The 22428-nt window shown below is 56.3% G+C and carries 13 protein-coding genes; 2 read left to right on the top strand and 11 right to left on the bottom strand.

All coding sequences use genetic code 11. From position 1 onward, the window contains the following. The first annotated feature begins 95 nt into the window (after positions 1 to 95). Positions 96 to 446, top strand: a complete 351-nt coding sequence (locus DMR_RS01340; RefSeq protein ID WP_012749882.1) for a hypothetical protein — start codon at positions 96 to 98, stop codon at positions 444 to 446. A gap of 472 nt (positions 447 to 918) precedes the next feature. On the opposite strand, the gene DMR_RS01345 is transcribed toward DMR_RS01340, so the two are convergent. Further along, positions 919 to 1188, bottom strand: a complete 270-nt coding sequence (locus DMR_RS01345) for a hypothetical protein (RefSeq protein ID WP_043599821.1) — start codon at positions 1186 to 1188, stop codon at positions 919 to 921. A gap of 140 nt (positions 1189 to 1328) precedes the next feature. Here DMR_RS01345 and DMR_RS01350 point away from each other — a divergent pair, with 140 nt between their 5' ends. Continuing rightward, positions 1329 to 3506, top strand: a complete 2178-nt coding sequence (locus tag DMR_RS01350) for a peptidase domain-containing ABC transporter (protein WP_012749883.1) — start codon at positions 1329 to 1331, stop codon at positions 3504 to 3506. Between the two features lie 206 nt (positions 3507 to 3712). Here DMR_RS01350 and DMR_RS01355 read toward each other — a convergent pair whose 3' ends face one another. The 10 genes from DMR_RS01355 to DMR_RS01390 form a co-directional block, all read right to left on the bottom strand. Continuing rightward, complete coding sequence (locus DMR_RS01355; protein ID WP_148208335.1) at positions 3713 to 9013, bottom strand: glycosyltransferase; 5301 nt, start codon at positions 9011 to 9013, stop codon at positions 3713 to 3715. Beyond that, positions 8976 to 11108, bottom strand: coding sequence for a class I SAM-dependent methyltransferase (locus DMR_RS22870; RefSeq protein ID WP_012749885.1), 2133 nt, complete (start codon positions 11106 to 11108; stop codon positions 8976 to 8978). Before DMR_RS22870 ends, DMR_RS01355 begins: the two co-directional genes overlap by 38 nt. Then, a complete protein-coding gene (locus tag DMR_RS01360; RefSeq protein ID WP_012749886.1) occupies positions 11098 to 13032 on the bottom strand; it encodes a class I SAM-dependent methyltransferase in 1935 nt (644 codons plus the stop codon). Before DMR_RS01360 ends, DMR_RS22870 begins: the two co-directional genes overlap by 11 nt. A 435-nt stretch (positions 13033 to 13467) precedes the next feature. After that, positions 13468 to 13776: a hypothetical protein gene (locus tag DMR_RS24185; RefSeq protein ID WP_012749888.1), complete on the bottom strand. Its 309-nt coding sequence runs from the start codon at positions 13774 to 13776 to the stop codon at positions 13468 to 13470. Positions 13777 to 13788: 12 nt separating this feature from the next. Then, positions 13789 to 14712: a hypothetical protein gene (locus DMR_RS24190; protein WP_012749889.1), complete on the bottom strand. Its 924-nt coding sequence runs from the start codon at positions 14710 to 14712 to the stop codon at positions 13789 to 13791. A gap of 645 nt (positions 14713 to 15357) precedes the next feature. Further along, positions 15358 to 16818, bottom strand: a complete 1461-nt coding sequence (locus DMR_RS01370; protein ID WP_012749891.1) for an oligosaccharide flippase family protein — start codon at positions 16816 to 16818, stop codon at positions 15358 to 15360. A 58-nt stretch (positions 16819 to 16876) separates the two neighbouring features. Then, positions 16877 to 18739, bottom strand: a complete 1863-nt coding sequence (locus DMR_RS01375) for a radical SAM protein (protein WP_043599828.1) — start codon at positions 18737 to 18739, stop codon at positions 16877 to 16879. A 179-nt stretch (positions 18740 to 18918) separates the two neighbouring features. After that, positions 18919 to 19902, bottom strand: a complete 984-nt coding sequence (locus DMR_RS01380) for an ABC transporter permease (protein ID WP_012749893.1) — start codon at positions 19900 to 19902, stop codon at positions 18919 to 18921. Next, positions 19899 to 20942 carry an ABC transporter permease gene (locus DMR_RS01385; protein ID WP_012749894.1) on the bottom strand — a complete coding sequence of 348 codons (1044 nt, stop codon included), beginning with the start codon at positions 20940 to 20942 and terminating at the stop codon, positions 19899 to 19901. The genes DMR_RS01380 and DMR_RS01385 overlap by 4 nt, the downstream gene beginning before the upstream one ends. Beyond that, a complete protein-coding gene (locus tag DMR_RS01390) occupies positions 20939 to 22417 on the bottom strand; it encodes an ABC transporter ATP-binding protein (protein WP_012749895.1) in 1479 nt (492 codons plus the stop codon). Before DMR_RS01390 ends, DMR_RS01385 begins: the two co-directional genes overlap by 4 nt. Between the last annotated feature and the right edge of the window lie 11 nt (positions 22418 to 22428).

Consider the following 22428-nt stretch of genomic DNA (forward strand, 5'->3'; position numbering starts at 1 on the left):
TGCCGGGCCGAACGTTCCGGTATACATGCAGTCCGCGAGGGCATGGCGCGTCGGCCCGAGCCGCTTGGCGCATGATACGGACGCGTGGAGATTTTATGAGACAGCACCGATATTACCTTGGACTCATGGCCGCTGTGCTTCTGGTTTGCCTGATGGTGCTGGCCGCCGGCTCGGCTGGCGCGGCCAAGGCTGATGACGACGGCAAACCGCTGAAGACCGGCGTTACGATAACCGGCATCGTTGAAGACGACTATACCGACGGCCTGCTCGTCACCACCGAGGACGGCACCAGCTACATGGTGTTGACCCCCGAGGAAGTGAGCCTGGAGCAGGAAGAGGCATTTCACAAGAAGTTCAAGGGGCAGTCCGTGACGCTGACGGGCAATGTCTTTCGGGATGAGGACGGATCGCTGAGTCTGTTTGTGATGAATCTGCCGGCGCAATGATTCTGCTGGGCGCAAAATACTGCCGGTGAAGGTCGCCGGCGCCTTCCTCCGCTAGCCCCGAGGCTCCGGTCGGACCTTTTGTGTCAGGCTTGGGCGTTACCCCGCCAGTTTACGTGCCGTCGGACATGGACGAACACGCCCGGGCGTGCCGCTTGGCGGCGGCTATACCGGCCGTTGCCGGGATTTGCGGATGCAATCGCTGCTCGGTGCGCTAGTCTAGCTGATTTTCCTTTCACGGAGAATGCCTAAGAGCATTGAGTGAACGCGGCGGATGCTGGGAATCTTGTCGGCATTGCGCCGATGTCGAGTGCATCGGGTCGTATCGTCTTGAGAGACGATTTGATGCTTTTGGCTCGCGATGAAATGCTTGGTTCTATAACGGCGTTCCCTGGGCGATTCTGTGGTCCGTCTTGTGGTGTAAAGACGTAAATGCCATGATCTTATGATGTCTGAGGACTGTTTGTTTGCGGGCCTATTGGCGTTTTGACGGCAGGAATATCTGCAGAAGGCCGAGAAATGCGGCGGCAAGGTCTTTCCAGGCCCAACCCCAGAGGAGGTTCATGTAGCCTTTTTTGCTGGCCCCTTGCGTGTGAAACGTCAAATTGTCCCCCCGGAGGCCGACAAGGCTTGAAGGGCCTGCTTCGAGTCTAGAATGTGCGGAGGGGGCGGCCGATTGCGCCTCGTTGTGACGGTCGGTCTTGTATTGAAGATCCAATGGGGTTTTAAATTGATCCTCTGTCATGCTTGCTCCTCAACGGTTCGGCGTAAAGGGCTGGCGTCCGCAGATATTTTATTCTAGAAGCGGAATCATCGTTTTGCAAGCCATTTTCCAAAGCGAAGGAATTGCCCTTTTGTTGGCCAGTTAGTTGATGTGAGGTTCTTATGAGCAATGGTAGTGAGGCGTTTCGTCACAATACAGGCTTGATGTGTTTTTTGCTTGTGGCGAGGCATCATGGCATTGACTTGACAATGGACAGTCTTTCTCATCGCTATGGTATTCATGGTGAAGACGTTTCGCTAAAGCAGCTATGGCGTGCTGGAAAGGATATTGGCTTCAAGGTGCGCCAAGTTCGGCTTGGATGGAAGAAGCTTTTTTTTCTAGGCAATGTTTTTCCTCTCATTGCTCGATTGCGTTCCGGTAAATACGTCATCATGTCAGGAGTTCGCGGCGAGCATGAAGGCGGCGAAATCGTCGTGGTCGATCCAAGTCTTGGAACGCTTGAGTTTCAGTTTCTGTCCAGAGCTGTACTGGAGGAGATTTGGGAAGGCGACATGCTCTTGCTCAAGAAAGTTTACAGCTCAAAGGATACATATAAACCGTTCGGACTTGACTGGTTCATACCTGAGATCATACGACATAAATCCTTGTTTCGCGACGTCGCATTGGCCACGGTCTTTGTCAATTTTCTGGCAATTGCGCTTCCAATTTATCTGCAGTTGGCATTTGACAAGGCTGTTGGGCATCAAGCCTTGTCGACGCTCATCGTTTTATCTGTCTCCATGGTTGCGGTTACTATTTTTGACCATATTTTGCAGTATTTGAAGGGATATATCGTTCTTTTTGCTACCAGTAAGATTGATCTTCGGCTTGATAAGACCATTTTTGCCCATATTTTGCGCCTGCCTATCGATTTTTTTGATTTTACGCCGATAGGGCTTATAACCCGCTATATGTTTCAGAAGGAGCGTATTCGGCAATTCATGACGGGGACGCTTCTTACGACCCTGTTCGATCTGAGTATGATTGTCGTCGTTCTGCCAGTGTTGTTTTTCTATTCCTGGAAGCTGACCTTCATTGTCTTGGCGATGACTTCAGTTGTTGCTTTGATTCTTTTTTCGACGATGAAGACTTTTCGATACGCCATGCAGCAGTTGCAGCATGCCGAAGCGGTAAAAAATCGCTATATGGTTGAAACCCTGCGCGGCATGGGCACCATCAAGGCGCTGGCCCTGGAGCCCACCCGCTTTAGGCGTATTGAGGCCGACTCGGCCCAGACCGTTTCGCGAAATTTTCGCATCCGAAAGCTGTCGCTTGTCGTCATGGGGCTCAGCGAATTTCTCCAGGCGTTGCTTCGTGTGGTCCTCATCTGGTACGGTTGCCGTTTAGCCATTGAGCAGGAAATGACCGCAGGTAGTCTGGTCGCGTTTGTGATGCTGAGCAATCTCATCACGTCGCCGATCTGCAAGATTGTTTCCCTGCTGCATGAGTACCAAGAAGTTGCCGTGTCGGTGGGGATGCTCGGGCTTATACTCAACCGTCCCGCGGAACAATCTCCCAACGTCCGGGGGCTCACGACGCCCATTACGGGGTCCATCGGCATCGATCGTGTGACATTTCGCTATGCCGCGAACTTGCCTCCCGCTCTGTCTGACATTTCCCTTTACTTTCCAGCCGGCTCTATCGTCGGTGTCGTGGGACGTTCCGGCTCGGGAAAGTCCACGCTCACCCGGCTCATTCAAGGGCTTTATCCTTTGCAGCAGGGGCGCATAACGTTGGACGGCACGGATATGCGGGATTTTGACCTAGCCCATATGCGGCGCTCCATCGGCGTGGTGCTTCAGGAGAGTTTTTTGTTCGAGGGCACCATACGGGAAAATATCGCGATCACGAAGCCTACCGCGACATTTGAAGAAATTGTTTTCGCCGCGCGTATGGCCGGAGCTGATGAGTTTATCCAGGGGCTTCCCAACGGTTACGACACGCCGTTGTTCGAGGGCGGCTCGAACCTCTCCGGCGGGCAGCGGCAGCGCGTGTCCATTGCCCGGACATTGTTGACTCAGCCCTCGATCCTTATTCTGGACGAAGCCACAAGCGCACTGGACGCGGAATCCGAAGCAATCATTCAGGCCAACCTCACGGCCATCGCTCATGGGCGCACCATGCTTATTGTGAGCCACCGCCTCTCCATGTTGACCATTTGCCATTCCATTATTGTTCTGGAAAAAGGCGAGTTGGTGGGCAACGCTCCGCATGATGAACTGCTGCGTACCTGTCCGCTCTATGCGGATCTTTGGTACAAGCAAAATCGGCACATCTTGGGTCTGGTCGGGTCAAGCTAAGGGCGCTGGCTCCAGAGCGAAAGCCCCGTGGTCTGGTTTGGGGTCGGTCGTCTTGGGCTGGCGTAGGCCTCGCAGGCCATTGCTTGGGCGGCGTCGGCAATACATTCAGGCGCTGTCGCTATTGGTCGCGGGATGTCCGTGGCTTCATCGTTTCATGAGCAGTCTGTCGGCACGTCTTTGTGGATGTTCGGCTCTTTTAGAACGCATCAACTCAAGTTCAGGGCGGTATCGCGTACTCTTTTGAATATTTCATCGACGACAGCATAGTCATTTCTGCCGTAGCGCATCAGCCAGTACAGATATTTTTCTTGTTGCAAGGAGCCATGTTCATCTTTTACCGCCGACATGACGTCGTCTCGAAGGTGTAGTATGTGATGTGCGAAGAAAGGAAGTGGGGTGTCTTCTTTCAAATAAGAAGATGTTTGAGGCGTGATTAAGAAATTATAATAGTTCTGTGGCAGTGCTTTGGCCGTTTCGCTGTCAAGTTCGAAAAATAAAAACCAAAGAAGCAGTTGGAAACGACTTTGAGGCGTGTCTAACGAATAGGCCGCCTGAAGGTCGGCTCTTGCTTTGAAGAGGAGCAGCACAATATGAGGTATGGGCAGGGGTTGGCCAGGCTCTGCGTCAAAGGCGACGGAGAACAAATCATCCCCGAGTATTGACGTCCCGGAGACAGGCCCGGTGGCCAGGGATTGGTTTGTCAGGTGCAGGCGATTGCGCATCTCGCAAGGCATTGCATCAGACAAGATCACAGGGGAGGTCAGGGAAGACAATGCGTTACGCAGGGCGGATTCCGCGTCAATCCGGTCCATCCGGAGGGCGTGCAGCTGTACGCCCATATGCCGTTCATCTGGCAACCCCAGTTTGAAGGGTGCCATGCCGGTGTCCGTGGAAATCGTCAACGTGTTGCTGTTGTCTTGGCGCAGGATGTCGGGGGATACGAAGAAAAAGAACCGCCAGCGACCGGGGTTGGGGGCATTGGCGTTCCTGAGGGACACGTCGTTGAGGGCGACCTTGAGTCGGGGGCGTGCATTGTTCGGCTGCGGCGGGAGCGTCGCCTCGATGCCCAGCAACAGCGGCACGTCACAAGCGTCGGCCAGCTGGAACCGAAGCGTGCCCAGGGCCCCGATACTCCAACGGCCTTCGGGTTCGGGCGGATACCAGTCACAATCATAGGTTGGGCAGGGGGTTTGGGCGCAATCTTCGGCCGCGCCATATTCTTTGCCAAGTGTCATCCATGCCTCCCTGTAGCGGGAGGGCGAGGTTTGCCTGCCCATGCGAAGGCCAAAAAAACCAAGAGAAAATTGACAGTCAGAAGAGCCAATGCCCAACTTGCTGGGTGTCAGGGGCGATGTTCCGACGAATTCGATGTTTAGGGAGACCATGCCTGGATACTGGGCGCTCTGTGGGACGCAAAGCGTCACTGTCGTTACCGCGTCATCGGCAAAACGTAACGCCGTCAGGAATTTTCCCTGAGCGAAAGCAAAAACTTCCACGGGGTGTTCTGTCGTTGCCACGGGTCTGACGAGAAATTCCAGCACGGCGTCTTTGTGGAATTCGAGCAGCGACAGAGACAAGCGGACAGGTTTCCCTTCGGAGACGACAACGCCCCACCCGTCTACCACCTGCCCGTCGGCAACACAGTTTCGCAGATGAAGCCCGGGGGTGTGGATCCCGATGGAATCCCCGGGGCGCAGGAGCCGGGCCGTCGCAGCGTTGTCCGTAAAAAGATGAGGAATGGCCTCAATTTGTCCCGCATCGGTTAAGGCAATCTCCTTTATGCCGAGTCCGACGTATCGGGAGTCATTTTTGTTAACTGCCGTACCTATGTGCGTCAGTGTCTCACAGGTAAAGTCAACAGTGATTGCATCGGAGCCATCGATCAGTTTCTGGGGAATATAAGCGAAACAGATTTTCGACTGCCGATTGTCCAGGACCCAGCGATGCAATGCTGTGCCGTTGATGCTCGGCGTACAGATAAAAGGGCAAGATGGTGAATTGACAGCCATGCAACTGGCTGCGAGTATCATGTCGCCCTGGGGTTGCGGTGTGGGATTTAGCTTGATGCTGGCAGTAGTTTCGGCGGACCAAATGCCCCAATGCTCGGGAGTATGCCACCCTGTTGTAAAATAGCGGATATACTCATCCACACAATTGCCGCGAAGTAACGATCCCAGGAGATAGCGCCAGGACGGCGCAGTGTGAGTTGTTCCCAGACATTGCAAGAGGCTCGAAGCCGCTTCTTCCCAGGTTTTTGGCTGATACAGCCGTCCGATTTTCTCTTCTCGCTGAGCCCGGGCTGTTTTGCTTTTGCAATAAAAAGCAATTCGTTGCGCCCAAGGCGAAGCGTCCAAAGGATCAAGCAAATCCGTTAGGTTCGGGGCAATTTCCGGAATAGACGAAGTGTTGCTGGCCAAGCAGATCTTGCCATACCGCAAGCTTTCAGCAACAGGAAGGCCCCACCCTTCATAGAGAGACGGATAGACGGTGAGTTGGCAATTCTCGTAAAGCCATTGCAGTTCACTATCGGTGATGTCGGTGAGATTTCGAACATATTTTTGGTGCAAGGGGGAGCCCTGGAAAGCGCGTGCTACGTCCTCGCCGCACCAAGCCACGCCGCCAACGATGATCAGAACTGGCGTCTTGTTTCCCATGGTCTCATTGAGTTTTGTCCATACATCGAATAGCAGCCGATGGTTCTTTCGGGGATGAATGGCGCCTACGCACAGGACAAATCCTTGCTGAATATTGGCAACAGCTTGTAGCCTTTCGGAAAGGGATTGCGCAACAGCGACGTCGGCTTTGCCAGCTTCGATAATGGCGCTGCCTAATTCAAAAGTTGATACTGTAATCGAAGTCTCGAGATTATCCAGCGCGAACTGCTCAACGTCATTCGCCGATGACCGGGATATGGCCAAAACTTGATGTGCCGCAATGAGAAGGTGCCTCAAGTTTGTGTTGAAAACTGGAGCGTAATTGTCCTGGAACCAATAGGGAAATTTTACAGGGATTATGTCGTTAATGATAAAAGTCAAACGGAGGTCAGTCTTCTTGACTAAGGACAACAGACCGGCTGTGTAACGGCTGTTTTGCATCCAAGCACTGCCGCAAACAAGCAAAGGAGCACCTGGCATCGAGCGTACGGTTAAGAGGTCTTTGTCAGGCTGGCAGTATTTCAGATAATCCGGCAGCAGGCCGTGTTCAACCAGTCGGGAGTGCACTTCGATAAACTGGCGGCTTGGATCGTGCCAGACAATGAAGCAGAGCTCGAGGCCTTCGTGTTTCAGAAGAGCAAGAGCCATGTTGCGTTCGTGGCGTGCTATGCCAGTAATTCGGCCTCGATGGTTGGCGCTGGTCGTAACGTCAAACACGAGGCGTGTCGGCGTAGTCCCCGAGCGGTTCACCACGGAATTCGAATCAGGACGCTTTTTTGAAGAATGGACGACGACGGCGTTCCGGTAAGCGTCAGCAGTCGCTGCGGCATAGCGTTCCCAGGAATAACGATCTGCAACCATACGGCGCAGCTCTTGAATTTCGTCTTGGTGGCGAGGATTGTCCCAGGCTTTTACAATGGCGTCGCGAATGGATCCAGGGTGGGCCGGGTCGCAGTAGCGCGCATGATTGCCGAAGTATTCCAGCTCTGATGACCGATTGCCCAGGACCATCGATGCGCCGGTCGAGGCGGCTTCCAAAGCCGCAAGGGAAGCGCCTTCCGCCCAGCTTGGCAAGGTGACTACACGGGCTCCTGCGTAAGCTGAACGCAGGAGTGCGGAGTCATTTGGCAGGCGATCGATCATCACGAGGTTTGGGTGATTTACCTGGTAAATGAGTTCGGTGTATTGCTGTGAACCGCTATGCCCGAGCAAGACAACAGGGATGTCGAGGTCTCGCGTAGCCAGCGCCAGCATAAGTTGGTTTTTGCGCGGTTCGATGCGGCCAACACAGAGAATGTACTCTCGCAGCCCATGTGTTTCGGCGAACAGCTGCGGGTTTTCGCTCAAGCCAAAATCCGAATCTACGGGATTGTGGATGATGCTCGATTGTTCAGGACAAATCCCTAACGCGGCGACTCGGTCGCGTTCGTGCTGGCTTAAGAAAATGGTGTGGTCAGCCAGAGAAACTGCTTCGTGCAAGTATGAATGAAAGCCTGGCAATGGTTCGAAAAGAATTGTTTCAGGTCTTGTCTTTGCCAATCGCTTTGCTTCACACGTGAGCACGGTCTCTAATTCGCTGCCTCTAAATCGCTTGAAGTGGTTGAGCAGCTGGTTGCTCCAGTAGGCATGTTCGTGAAGATCCAGATAGATGGGCGAGAAGACGACGGGTTTGTCCAGGGACCGGGCTTGGCGCAGTATTCGCAAAGCGCTCTGGGGGCTCCAAATATTGAAAAGATGAACGAGGTCATGCGCACTCGAGGCCCTGATGGTGTTCCATACAACTTCGCACGAAAAACCATGATTCCGCAGTTCTTTGGCGGTGCGCGGCACGCGCAAGGATGGCCCGCCTTTGCTGTTGGATTCGTTGCCGTGCAGGATCAAGGCTGGTTGAAAGGAGGCCGTCGAGAGCGTGGGTGAAGCCTTGCCAAAAGAAAACACGTTGCTGCCGGCTATCGGAGGTCTGCCGTGGCGAGCTAACAGGTCCCGAAACAGCCGATCGTGGCTTTCCGCCCAGTTGTCCCAGGTGTAAGCTGCCACGGCAGCTCTAAGCGCGCTTTTCTGCTCGACAAGCGACTTCAAGACTCGGCGCAGGTCGTTCGCGTCGCCGTTCTTGAAAGGAATATGGGGAAAATTATCGACCCACCCGACCGAAGACGCGATGACTTCCCGTCCGCAGGCCAAAGCCTCCACGACGCACATCGGGCCGCCTTCATACAAGGCAGGGACCAAAATGTAGTCCATGTCCCGATAGAAGTCGGCCATCTTGTCGGCAGGGATATTTTCTGCAGGCCCGGGCCAGCCTTCACCGGTAAAATGCCATTCGATTTCCGGGATATCCATGACGGCGGCCACCAAGTGCTCGCCTTTGCGACCGGTGTGATAGGTCCGCCCGACAACGCCAATTCGGATTTTAAGCGACAGTTCATCCAGGTCGACGCCAGGCGAGATAGTGGAAACGTGCGTGAGGCCATGGCCGCGAAGCACGTCTTCGTATCTTTTTGACATGCAGATGCAATATTCAACTTCAGATGCTGTAGAAAAAAAAAGGTTAGCAGCTTCTTTGTCGTGTTCTTGGTGTGTATAACAAGCAATTTCTATTGGTGAGAAACGGCGAATGCGTCTTGAATAAGTAATATAATATTGAATGTCGGATTTGAGATCTTCTGCGTCTGTATATGTTGTATAGGGAACGCGCGATGTGATTTCTGTTGCCAATTTCTCGAGTATCCAGCCTTTATCTGAAGTGACGATATTTATACGACCCATAAGCGTCAATTGCTCCATCAAGAGTTGGCAACAGATTAATTCTTTGGTCTCATCTGAGAGCAATAAAACATCTCCAGGCAGTTCCACGGGGTTGCCAATGTTTTTCCCTTAAAATTTCTATTACTGTTTTAAAACCCAGAGACTTTAATCCGCAGCGAAATAATTCTTCGGATATTTCTGTTGCGGCGTCAAAGCAAATGGGAAATTGTTTGTTGAAATATTTTGATTCGGTGTTTGCGTACTTAATAAAGAGTTCGTCATTTCCGTGAGGAATTTTTGATAGTACTACAAGGGCACGATTTGCCAGCTTGGCTAGGTATGTTAATAGATATGTTGGGTCGCTACTGTAACACATGAATGCAATGCATGAGACGATATCGTAAGTGTCAGCTAGCCCTTTCGCTTCATGAGTCATCATGTTATACGAAGCGTGGATGAATTTGGCGTTAAGACTGCACGCGCGATTAACGATAGAAAATGCTTCGCTAAAATCGTAGCCGTCAATACCCGTTGCCATTTCGGCCCCTTCCTGCAGGTAGCGGTAACAGAAGTACCCGCTATTGCAGGCAAAGTCAGCAAATGAGAGCCCTTTGAAGCTTCCAAATTCATTCTTGATAGCCCAGATGATGTCTTCATACATCATGGTAAGTTCACTGTTTAAAAGGAAAAAATTATCCCATTCTTTTTTGGTGACTTCGCCAGGCCGCATCGCTCGAGTGAGGCCGCCATAAACTTGTCCATTGCCTGAACCCGTAATTGTGCCGTCCGGCAGCTTAAAGGGTTGATATCTAAAAATATTAAGCAAGTGATCTCGTGAAAGATTTGGATCGACGACAGGAATCTCAAATATTTTATCCATAGTCCGGTCGCGATGTTTAACGCTTTGATGCCTGAATTTAATTGTATTCAAGTCGGTAGGGTGTCTTTTTGTGTACCCGTCGGGAATAAAGCGACGAATCGTTCGTTGGAATTCAGGCGAAACTATAAAGCGCTGTCGTAATCCATCGAGACTTTTTGCTGCTTCAAGATGGTTCGAAATCCTTTGCTCTCCTCCTTCGGGGGGGCGCCCAAGGAACATTCTGTAGGCAGCATGGACGTCGAGTGAGCTTATTTCGTTAAAATTTTCTGGCTTATCTTCGTGAAAAGCTTGGTAAGTATCCGGAATACCGTGCAAATTTTTTTCAGGAGTTATTTCAAATAGCCAGTGCATGTTGTCTTTTAGTATATGATTAACCTTTCCCTGGTCATCCGTAAGAAGAAGTTGGGCCGTTGCGGTGAACGTTCCAGGCGATAATCCTGTGGTAGAGATCAAGACGGTGTCAATGACCGGTCGGTCAGGTTCAAGCGCCGTGTTGAGTGGGTAAATAGAGCTGGCAGTGGTGCTGTTTGCAGTAGATTGAAAACCGATGAGTACATTGCTTGTTAAAGGATTTCCGCAGTCATCATTCCAGGAAAATGGACTTTCATTGCAGGCATATATTTCGATAGAGAGAGGCGTGCCGGCCGAGATGGTGTGCGATTTGTTGGTGATAGAAAGTGTATGAGCGAATGGATGTGTCAACGCGGCCTCTTCCGCTTCGGATTTGATAACCAGCAGGCGCTCTCGTATCGCCTCAACTGCTGGAACAAGTTCGGCGGAAGGAAGCAAGCACCAGAACTTGTCAACTATGATTAATTCTCTGCCAAGCTGCTCCGCCAGCGCACCGACGCCATTGACGATATCCGGAAACCTCGGTCGATAATCATCGCCACAGGCAATCCCTGTGGATTTTAAATGAGAAAGCCAGAAGTGAAGATTCTTCGAGAAGGTGGGATTGCGATGGACGGAATCTTCGTAAAACAGGTCAATGTCTTGATCCCATGTTGAAAAGTCTCGTGGGCTATAACCCTGATGTGGAACGATGTTTTGAAGTCTCTTGGTGTACTCACGAAATTGTTCAATAGAATAGGTAATGCCCCAGCGGTCTTGCAGGGGGGTTGCGCCGGAGTTTCCCTTCCAGGGATCTATGCAATGTACTGTCACAGATGGTAAAACACTAGCTCCCCAAGCGTAGCTTGATCGCCCAAACAATGAGCCGATTTCAACAACAACCCCGTTTTCAGGCACGAGAGTTGCCACAGCCTCAATGGCGCGAAGTTGGAATTCATTGATTTGGCCTGGTATATTCAGATCATATGTCATGGTTTTCAGTGATTTGTTGCAAGTTCTTGAACACTAGTTTCCGGACAGCCACGGATAATAATTTTCGGTCAGTGCTTTCGGGGTTGATATCACACGGCCGTCTGGCATCGGGATGCTGTAACAACAATTTTATAGGTTGTTGGCCTCGTAAAATGTCGGTCGGGATATTGATATTTATGGTTCCTGGTTCAGTAACAATGAGACTAAAAAAAGGGAAATTGTTGATTGTCACTGTTACTCGTTGTCGTTCAAGAAGTCCTGGAGCCAAAAGGGGCTTGAGATCCATTTCGAGGGCAACGCTAGGAATAGAGGGCATACTTTTCTCGTCGAACGACAAAAAAAGTACTGACTCATCGCCAATCATCCACGAGTGGTCTTTTTCCGCGCCGACCCAGCCTTGTGCTTTATAGCCGTCTGCGTTGCCTTCGCTGGTAAAGTCAATCGTTGTGCCAATGCAGTAAGCGTAGTTATGTGGTTCGTTGAGTTTGATGTGAATTTTCCAGAGAGCATCGGCAGTTTCGTGGACTAAACTCCTGATCCGTTCTGTGGTCGGACAGGGAGAGTCTTCCAAGGAAAACAGAATCAGCCTTCTTAAGCTTCTGTTGTCTTTGACGTAATAAGCGTCGGCAACAGGGTCATGCCCATAATCCAATGTGACGTCTAACTGGAGGGTGGGGTGAAATGCCTCGCTAATGAGTGTCCATGTCATCTTCGACGGAGCACGGTCGGGAATCTCAAGGGCTACGCGATTGGCCGAGCTAATGAGACGGAGCAACGCTACAAGCGTCTGCTCATAGTCTTCGCGTGTTTCGCAGCCTGGTGAAATATCCAGGCCGAGCAGCACAAGATTGAAGGCTCCCAGGCAGGAGGAATCGAAATTAGAATCAGCTAGGTTCGTCTGGTGTAAAAAGAGCGTGGTGCCTGCTTCCGCTGCCAAGGCTTCAACTTCAGCAACGTATTCTTGCGGTGCGTAAGGCTCAACGAGATGTACCACGGAGGCTTGTTGCAGGTGTCTGACGACAGTATTGGGGTAGCCGCCAACTTCAACGACGGTGCAATCAGTCTGATCGATGAATTCCATCGCTAGAACGTATCGTAAGCGGTAGGCAGAGGTAGTCAAATACTGCCAATGTGTAAATCGTGATTTTCTCTTGTATTCGGTAATGCAAGACTGTAGCTCTTCTTGTGCCAATGTTGTTTTACGACCTTTGTCAGTAAATTCAGTCCAATTCTGCGGTTGTCTCGGGACATCTGGTGGCAGGGCGCGGCGCAAGAGGATTGTGCCGGTACCCACTTCGGGGAAAGTGAGATGTTCCCATCCTGGATAGCTTTCCAAAATCTCTCTAACAGCTTCGCTTACGCTCGGCAGGCGGTAATCATGCAGGGTGATCATACCCTGTTGCGTCAATAGAGGGGCATAGGCTTTAAAATCCGCCAAGACCCCGGTCCGGGAATGGTCGCCGTCGATATGTAAATAATCAATGCCAATACCTTCCGTAGTTAAGATTTTCGCCGCATCCCGTGAAAGCATGGGCAAGACGAGAATATCTGATTCCCGCTGTAGAAAAGTATTTTCCGTTGTCAGCCATCCCCCTGGTTGGTGAGGGCTGCCAAAAGCCAGATCCGGTATGTCGGCGTCAATAAGCATGGTTACTGACGGATCAATGCCAATGTCCAGTTGTGCCCGGCGCATGAGGCTTGGAACGAAACCGCCACCTGAGCCGATGCAAATCGACACTTGGCTACGACTCAGATAGCCGAGCGCGTAGTATAAAATGCCAGCTCCCAGATAATGATCCAGTGCGCCATGGCTACCAGCAAAAGGGTCGTTGCCAAAGTCGTGTCGTGCAACATCAGGATGAATTAAAAACGAACGATCTCCCCGTTGTATAGAAGCTTCTTTCGAGCCATCACGTCCGTTCATCGTCGTGATCCTCGTTGAGGAGAATAGGATCTGAAAGTGTCGTCATAACTAATCCGAAAAATACTAGACGTGAGAAGTTTGCCTTGTTTCGATGCAAAATGGAAGGGTTGTTTCTTTGCGGAAAGGCAGAGGGTTGATCCATCTTGTCAGATTAGGGCGATGATGCAAAGCGTGAATAAACCTTGGAGTGAAACTGCGAGGGAAACTCTTGTGTTGCTGTCAGCGGGATGACATATGTCTTGTGGGTTGATCACACAGGTAATCATGGCGGCCGTCAGAAAGTAATTTGGCTATAGGCGTCCGCGCATTCTGGTCACGCACTTGTAGATGAGGGAAAAGTTAATGAGGAAAGCCCTGCAAACAGAACTTTGCAGGGCTTTGTCAATATCTTTGCAATGCACGGGACTAACTGGCAGGATAAAATCTTATTTTGAACTATTGCTTGACAAGGTAAAGGGCTGTTAAAACTTTGTTGGATGATTGGTACTGGACCGTAAGATTGGAAGCGAGCGCTGTCATGGCAATGGCGGAAACCATGGAAACGGAGCCGCTGGGAATAGTTAGTGTAGCAGATGTTGAGCTACCCGTGGGAGTGATATTTATATAGTTGACAGGAGCGTCGGCCCCGGAGGGTACCGTCAAAAGGTAGTTCACGGTGCCTGTGGTCGGAGCTGCCCAGGAGGGCGTTGTGGTGGAAAGCACCACAAGAGAAATCAGCAGCAGGATCTTGAACAACGATTTCATCAGTTCCTCCGATTATTTTGGGGTGTCCAATTTTTCAGTCCCCGATGGACTGCTTTTCATGCTGGAACGCAGCGTTGACGAAGTCGTGGATTGAGACGTGGCGCTGTCAGCTTCAGACTTGGAGTCTGCCACGGAGGCACTTTTGTCCGCCAGGGTTTTGTTGGCTTCTATGAGATCCGCACGCATTTGTTCGTGCGTGAGAGTGGTTCCGTCAGGAAGTTCAATGACTCTGTCGGCGCTGGTGACCGCATCCGCCTCATGCTGTTGCTTGCGCAGATCTCCAAATGTTACAGGTTGTCCATCGTCCCCCTGGAACGCGATGTCGTGAGGTTTAGGTGTAAGCAGTTCGATCTGATCGCGCCGGAGAAGAAGCTCGCGAACCGTAACGTTCTCCTCGTTCGGAAACTCTATGACTTCGTCGAGATTCGGGGGGGCCTTGGCTGTCAAAGCATCGGCTGCGGTTTGGGCGGGGTCAATCTCCGGAAAGGCGTTGGCGGCTTGGGCCTGCTGTGGCGTATTTTTTGCCGAATTGATGGATGTCAGATCCGATGGTTGGCTGGCGCTGATAGGGGCGTTTGCCTGAACACCAATGCCGTTGATGACAGCACGCTGCTTGGCTTGGTCAATGGTTATCGCATAACTCTCGACTTTTGCTGCCTCAAGAATTCTATTGAGGATGTCGATTTGTGAGTTGCTCTGAATATTGATCCGAACCATGTTGCTTGAGGATATCCCAACGAGCTGAACCTCAATCTGACTTTCTTTGGTGAATATCTTCAGGCAATCACTTAGGCTTGTATTCTGACAAAATACTGAGAGTTGTTTGGCGTCTTGAGCCAATGATAATGAGGTAATGCAAACGACTCCGGCAAGGCAGCAAAGTGTTATGCCGAAGACGTTATACATATATCTGTTGATGTGGCAGTGTTTTTTCATGGTCCATCTTTGGTGGGGGTGAGACAAGGTAAGCCTTTTTAAGCTTCTCTCGGAGCATTTCGGTCGGATCAACTTCGCGACACGGAGAAATAGTGTCGTATTTCACCAGGGTTCAAAAATTAAAGAAGTCTACTATCTTGTAGCCATTTCTTGTCTGCCAGTCAAGATCACTCCATGCTCGGCGGGGATCTTTTGTGGAAGCTAACTATTTCCACTTATTGTAATTGTCTTGGGATAACTATTCTTTGTTTACGTTTGATCTCAACACTGTCTGGAACGCAAGCCTTGACGCAAATCGTTGCTTTTGAGGAATGGTCAGTTACAAGGCATGGTTACTGGAAAGGCTCCGAGGCTATCGAAAGAAATAGATCGGCGTATGGGCCAACCAATCGTCAAAACGTCTGGAGAAATTTGACTGTCGTTTGATTGATCGTGCCAGTGCGAGCAAACGAATGTCTCAGAATTGATTGTCTTTAGAGAGAAGAAATTCAGCAATTACTCCAGTCATTCGACGAATAACATTCATTCTTCATTGCAATAGGATGCCCTGGGCAAGTGGGCATACTAACAGAAGGCAGACGCGATAATCCGTGCGCTGCGTTTCAGATCGTGCACATCGTCGATCCCGCGTGGGGTCCAAGAGGCTTAGCCCATTCCCACCTGGGCCTTTTGGGCCCGCAGTTCCTTGCGCCATTGCAGAACCAGGAATACAAAGGGAACCAGGGCCAACACTTCCGGGATCTCGCGAATACCAAGCCGGTAGGTGGCGAAATAGAGTGCGGCGCCGGCCAGACAGGCCACCGCGATGCGCCACATGGACTTGAGGTCGATGATGCGCATGGTGGCCTGGCAGTAGGTGGTGGTGGTCACGGCCACGGCCGCCTTGGTGATGAGCATGGACAGGCAGGTCCCGAGCAGGGGGTCCATGGGAATGAGCGTGGCGCACAGGGCCAGGTTCAGGACCAGCCCTCCGATGTAGACGAACAGCAGCAGCCGCTGCTTGCCCTGACTCATCATAAGATAGGCGGCGAGGTTGTGGATGAAGCCGCAGATGATGGTGCCGACCAGCCACTTCTGCATCCACATGGCGTCGTAGTATGCCCCGCCGTAGATCAGCCCGATGAGCCTGTCGGACTCGATATACAGCACGAACATGATAGGGATGGACGCGCCGATGAGCCAACGCACGGAGTTGTTGGCCAGACGGGTGAACTCGCTTTTGTCGCTTTTCCACAGCCGCACGAACAGCGGGTAGAGGATGCTGCGCAGGAGCAGGTTGGAGACCAGGATGGAGATGCCGTCCACCAGCTCCCAGGTGACGCTGTACTGGGCCACTTTGGTGGGGCCGGCCTGGTTTTGCAGGAAGTAGAGGTTGGCCTTGTTGTAGAGGATGGCAGCCAGGGCCATGAGCACGAAGACCGTGCCGTTTTTGGCCGTGGCCCAGGTGCGGGCCAGGGACTTGCGCTTGAGCGACAGGCCGTCGAAATTGGTGAACTTGAGCGCCATCCAGACGCCGCCGATAAGGTTGACGACGTTTTCGATGAGTTTAAAGAGCGCGATCCAATGCGGCGCTGCCCCAAGGGACAACAGCGCGATGGCGTAGCCATAGCCGAGGATGCCGGACACCACCCGGATGCGGCCCTCGATGTCCTGCCGGCCTTCCACCCGTATGGCCACGAAAAACGAGCTGGCGATGGCTTCCAGGCCCACGCCGGCCGAGATGACCAGGACGAGGTTCTTCAGCCCCGGCGTATAGCCCTGCCAGTGGATAAAGACGGCAACGCCCAGCCACCCGGCCACCAGGAGCGCGCCTTTGAGCAGGGTGTACTGGGCCAGGATGTCGCCTTTGTGGCTGAACTTCTTGCACAGCGACGAGACCAGCGGCTGGTTGAGGCCGAATTCGCCAAGAAAGAGAATGATGGAGGCCAGGCCGAAGGCGACCATGAATTCGCCGTAGTCGCTGGAGGACAGCCGGGCGAGGTAGATCAGGAAAAAGGTGTGCAGGCCGTCGTGTATCCACTGCGCGCCGGCGAGTTGCAGAAATTTGGACAGGATGCCGTAGGACGGCTTGGACGCTTTGCTGGGCTCGGGGGATTTGGGGGGCATCGGGTGTTCCCCCTTCCGGCCGCGCGGGGCGGCCGGAAGGGAAGTTCAGGCGGTACGACTAGCGTCCCTTGGTCTTTTTCTTGGCGGCCTTGCCGGCTTTCTTGGCCGGCTTTTCAGCGGCGGGCTTGGCCGTCTTGGCGGCCTTGGCCGGCTTGGCTTCGGCGGCCGGTGCCGGTTTGGCGGCCTTGGCCGGTTCGGGCGCGGCCGGCGCGGGCGGCAGGTCCACTTTCACCACGGGATCGCTGATGCCCTTGGTGGCCGGGGCGGTCTCGATCCGGGGGGCCGGCACGGGCTGCGGCTCAGGTTCCGGCGTGGGGGCAGGCTCCGGAGTCGGTTCCGGCTCGGACTGCGGCGCAGGCTCCGGAGTCGGTTCCGGAGTCGGTTCCGGCGTAGGCTCAGGAGCCGGTTCGGGCAGGGGTTCGGGTTCCGGCTCAGGCGTCGGCTCCGGTTGGGCCACGGGCTCGGGTGCCGGAGCGGGTTCCGGCTGCGGCTCGGGCTGGGCCACGGGCTCGGGTGCCGGGGCCGGCGCGGGCGTCGGCGCAGGGGCCGGCGCGGGAGCCGGGATCGGTTCGGGCTGGGGCGCGGGCGTCGGCTCAGGTTCCTTCACCGGCTCAGGGGCGGGTTCGGGAGCCGTCACGGGTTCGGCGGCCGGCTCGGCAGCCGCCTGGGGCGCGGGAGCCGGGGCCGCCTTGGCGCCGCCGCCGCAGCAGCCGCGCGGGGCGCACTGAATAAACGCGCCGAACTTCTCCAGCTCGTCCACCCGGCAGCTCCAGACCAGCTTGTCCTGGTAGTAGATGGCGTCGGGGCAGCCGTCGCACATGTTCTGGCGGCCGTCGTCAAAGAGGTCGCAGGGCTGGATGACCATGATGGACTGGATGTGGATGGGCTTGGTCCACTGCTTGGGCTTGAGCAGCAGCCGGCCGAAAATCTTGCGCAGGCTCTTGTTGAAGGGGGTGAGGAAAATGAGCTTTTGCAGCCAAGCCGTCCAGCAAGGCCGGGTGTAGGCCAGGTAGGTGCCGAACAGCACGTGGTGGAAGGCCTGCATCCACTCGGCGAACTTGGCGTCGAGGTAGCCGAAGATTTCGTCCTTGGAGCCGGCGCGAAGGGTGAGCAGCCACTTCATGGTGCGCGGGTCCTCGGTGCCGTTTAGATAGGCGCAAGGCTCGTGGTCCGGATAGGCCAGCCGGATGGCGTCGGCGATCTCCTGGGAGTCGAGGTCCTCGTGGTTTTCCTGATGGTCGAGCTGGTAGACGAGGCTGCCGACGTCCACGGGCTTGCCGTTGGCGAACACGTCGAAATCGCCGCGCTTTCGGGCCGAGCGGAAGAGAATGTAGACCATGGTCTGGACCAGGTCGATGTGCTCGTGGGCCCAGCGGGTGAGCATGGGGATGTCGGCCAGGGTGTCGCGGTAGATGGTGGCGTTAAACGAACACGACACCGTGCCGCCACTGTGCTCGTGGATCATTTCGGCGAGTTTCAGGCGCAACGCGCACAGATCTTTCTCGCTGGCCCCTTTCCAGCCGGGCCGGACCTGGTGGGAGTCCACGTGCATGGTGAACCCGACCACGCCGGCGGCGGTCAGTTCGCGCACCAGCTCCGGGGTCAGCGCCTGGCCGTTGGAATTGATGATGGGCTTCCAGCCCTGGGCCGCGACGTAACGCACCAGGGGCACGATGTCGGGATAAATAAGCGGCTCGCCGCCGGCAATGGAGATGCCGTCGGTGCGACGCATCTTTTTGACCTGCTCCAGATCCCGGATGACGTCGGCCAGGGGTTTGTGGCCGAAGGGATCGTTCTCGCGGTAGCAGCCTTCGCAGTACAGGTTGCACTTGGTCGTCGGCTCAAGCCAGGTGATGGCGTTGTCGGCCAGGTTCCAGGGCATCCGGTAGTACAGATGCGGCGTCAGCGGGCGTTTTCTCATGGCGGTTGCATCCATTGGGCAGGGTATTTGCCGCTTTGGCGGCGACTCGGCGTTTGCGTTACCGCAAATGGCCGGGGCTGGCAACCGCGATGCCCGGGAACGGCATGTTTTCGCGGGTCGCAAGGCTGCAGCGGCCCGAACACCGTCCGGGCCGCTGGGGAAGAAAGGGTGGAAAAAAACTAGAAGCCCTTGTCCAGGGCGCCGACGATGGCTCCGGGCGCGCCGCCGGCCGTGCGCGGCATGAAGCGGCCCAAAAGCGGCACGCGCCTTGCCGCCTCGCGGAAGGCGGCCGAGCGGCGCAGGTTGACCACGAGCAGGGTGAGGATCATGACCGGGAAAGGGGCGATCTGAAACAGCGTGCCGGAAAGGCCGGGCAGCACGTCCTGGAGCGCTATGCCCGAGACCTGGATGGCGGCGAAGAACAGCGCCCCAAGGGCCACCCGCACCGGTTTCCAGCCGCCGAAGATGACGATGGCCAGGGCAATCCAGCCCGCGCCCTCGCAGCCCTGGGGATGGCCCCAGCCGGGCTTGACGGCCAGGGAATAAAAACCGCCGGCCAGCCCCCCCAAGGCTCCGCCGATGAGCGCGCAACCGAACTGCACCTTCTTTACGGCCAGCCCGCGCGCGGCGGCCGCCGCCGGGGCTTCGCCCACGGCCCGCACCACCAGCCCCGGCCGGGTGCGCATGAGGAAAAACCAGACCACGGCCACGGCCACGAGGCTGAGCATCACCACCGGGCTTTGGCGAAAGACGGCCGGGCCGATAAGCGGCAGGTCGGACAACCCAGGAATGGACAGCGCGCCGAGATCCGGCCCGGGCTGCCTCGCCTGGGCATGGCCCATGAAATAGGCCAGTTCCCGGCAAAAAAGGGTCAGTACAAAGCCCACGGCCAGCTCGGATGCGCCGAGAAATAGCCCGAAAACGGCCAAGACGGCGGCGATGGCCGCGCCGGAGCCGGCCCCGGCGGCAAGCCCCAGCCACGGGTCGCCCGTGGCCCGGGCGGCGGCAAAGGCGGCCATGGCGGCGAACAGCACGGTGCCGTCCATGGACAGGTTGATGACCCCGGCCCGTTCGGACACGGTTTCGCCGAGAGCAGCAAGAATAAGCGGCGCGGCGGCGAACAGCACGGCCCCGAGCAGGGCGGCGGCGTAATCCAACGTCATGGCCGGCCTCCGCCGAGTCCGGCCGGCAGGATGCGCCGGGCGGCGAAAAGGGTCAGCACCAGCACCCCCTGGACCACGCCGGCCAGGGAGGAATCCAATGACAGGGACAGGGGCAGCTGGATGGAGCCGACGGTGAGGACGGCGAAAAAGAGGCAGGCCAGGGGCAGAAAGCGCAGGCTGCCCGAGGCCAACAGCACGGCCATGATGGCGGTGTAGCCGTAGTTGCCGGAAATGGACGGAATGAGGCGGTGGTAGAGCCCGGCCACCAATATGCCGCCGGACAGGCCGGCCAGGGCCCCGCCGATGGCCATGGCGGCCAGCATCCGGCGCTTTGGCGAAAGGCCCAAACGCTCGGCGGCCATGGCGTTTTGGCGCACGGCGGACAGGGTCAGGCCGAAAAAGGTGCGATGGAGCAGCCAGGCCACGAAGACAAAGGCGCACACGGCCAGGACAAGGCCCCACAGGCTCATGGGCTTGCCGCCCAGGGCCGGCAGCCACAAGGCGGCGGGCAAGGGCTCTGTGCCGGACATCGAAGCCATGCCCGGGCGCTTCCAGGGGCCAAGGATCAGCCACAACGACACGCCCATGGCCACGAAATTGAGCCCCAGGCCGGAGAAAATCTCATGAACCCGGCCGTGGGTGCGCAGCACGCCCGATAACAGCGCCCAGGCCATGCCGCCGACCATGGCCGCAATCAGGGAGCCGGCCACGGCCAGCTCGCCCGGCAGGCCGCCCGAGAGGCCGAAATCGCGCAGAAACCAGAGGCAAAAGACCGAACCCAGGGTGATCTGGCCTTCCACGCCGATGTTCCAGAGGTTGGCGGCGAAGGTGACGCACAGGGCCGCGCCGCATAACAGCAGCGGGACCAGGGCCGAAAGCGTGCGCAGCCAGGCCTGGCCCGAACCCAGGCCGCCGGAAAGCATCACGGCCAGGGTGTCGATGGGCGGCGCGCCGGCGGCGGCCACAATGGCCAGGGTCACGCCCAGGGCCAGGGCCAGGGACAGGCCGGCCCGGCGCAGGAAGGCGGCGCGGTCGGTCATTGGGGCATCTCCCCCGGGGCCAGACGGCCGGTCATAAGGTCGCCCACGCAGCCGGCGTCAAAGACGCCGGCCCGCAGGTCGGCGACCAGGGCGCGGTTGTAGAAGACGAGAACGCGCCCGGCCTGAGCCAGGAGTTCGTCGAGATCCTCGGAAAAAAAGATCACGGCCGCGCCGCCGGCGGCGCGCTGGCGGAAATGGTCCCAGATCTGGGCGATGGACGCGGCGTCCAGGCCCCGGGTGGGATTGTCGGCCAGCAGCAGGCGTGTGTCGTCGGGCACAAGGGAGAGCAGCAGGCGCTGCTGGTTGCCGCCGGAAAGCCGGGCGGCCGGGGCGTGGGGCTGGTTGGTCAGGCGGAAGCGGCCCACGCAGCGCTCCTCGAAAATGGCCCGGGCCTCGTCGCGCCGGTCCGGGAAGGCCAGGCGCACATGGTCCAGGAGGGTCAGGCCCGGAAAAAGGCCCTCTTCCATGCGCGAGGCTGGCAAATAATGGACGGCGGCGTCGAGGAACCGCTTGTGGGGCTTGCCGGCCAGCTCCAGGCCGCCGACGCGCAGCGAACCGGCCACGGCCGGAGCGATGCCGGCCAGACCCCGCAGGAAGGCTTCCTGGCCGCCGCCGGAAATGCCGGCCACGCCGACGATCTCGCCCGGGCGCACGTCCAGGGAAAACGGTTCGAGCACGAGTTTTTCATCCGCAATGACGGCGTCGCGCACGGTCAGCAGGCTCTCGCCGCTGCTGGCGGTGGGCCTGGGCGGGACGGCTGCCTGACAGGCCCCGTCGGCCCCGAACATGGCCCCGAGCAGGGCCTTGGGGTCCAGCGGCGCGGCGAAATGCCCCACCACCTTGCCCTGGCGCAGCACCGTGGCCTCGTCGCACAGCTCCCTGGCCTCGGCCAGCTTGTGGGTGACCAGCACCACCGAGCGCTCACCATCGGCCACAAAGGTCCGCAGCACGTCGAAAAGGGCGGCCTTCTGAGCCGGGGAGATGCCGGAGGTGGGTTCGTCGAGGATAAGCAAGCGCACGTCGCGGTCAAAGAGGCGAGCCAGCTCCAGATGTTGCCGGGCGGCCACGGTGAGGCTGCCGACCGGCACATCCGGGGGCAGGTCGAAGCCCATGCGCCGGCACACGGCGTCCAGACGCTCCCGGGCTTGCCCGCGGGACAGGACTGGACCGCCGCCCAGGGCGAAGTTTTCCCACACGGTAAGCGGCGGGAAATCCAGCGGGTCCTGGGCCAACATGCCGATGCCGAGTTTGCCGGCCCCGTCGGGGTCCAGGCGAGCATGGGCCGTGCCGTCCACGGTGATCGATCCGGCGTCCGGGGCCAGGACGCCGCACATGACGCGCATGAGCGTCGATTTCCCGGCCCCGTTCTCGCCCAGGATGCCGTGGACGCGGCCCGGCGCGAAACGCGCCGTCACGTCGTCGTTGGCGGCAAGGGCGCCGAAACGCTTGACGATATGGGACAGCACGACGTCCACGGGCAGTCCTT

Origin of the sequence: Solidesulfovibrio magneticus RS-1, assembly GCF_000010665.1 — a bacterium.
GTDB classification, from domain to species: domain Bacteria; phylum Desulfobacterota; class Desulfovibrionia; order Desulfovibrionales; family Desulfovibrionaceae; genus Solidesulfovibrio; species Solidesulfovibrio magneticus.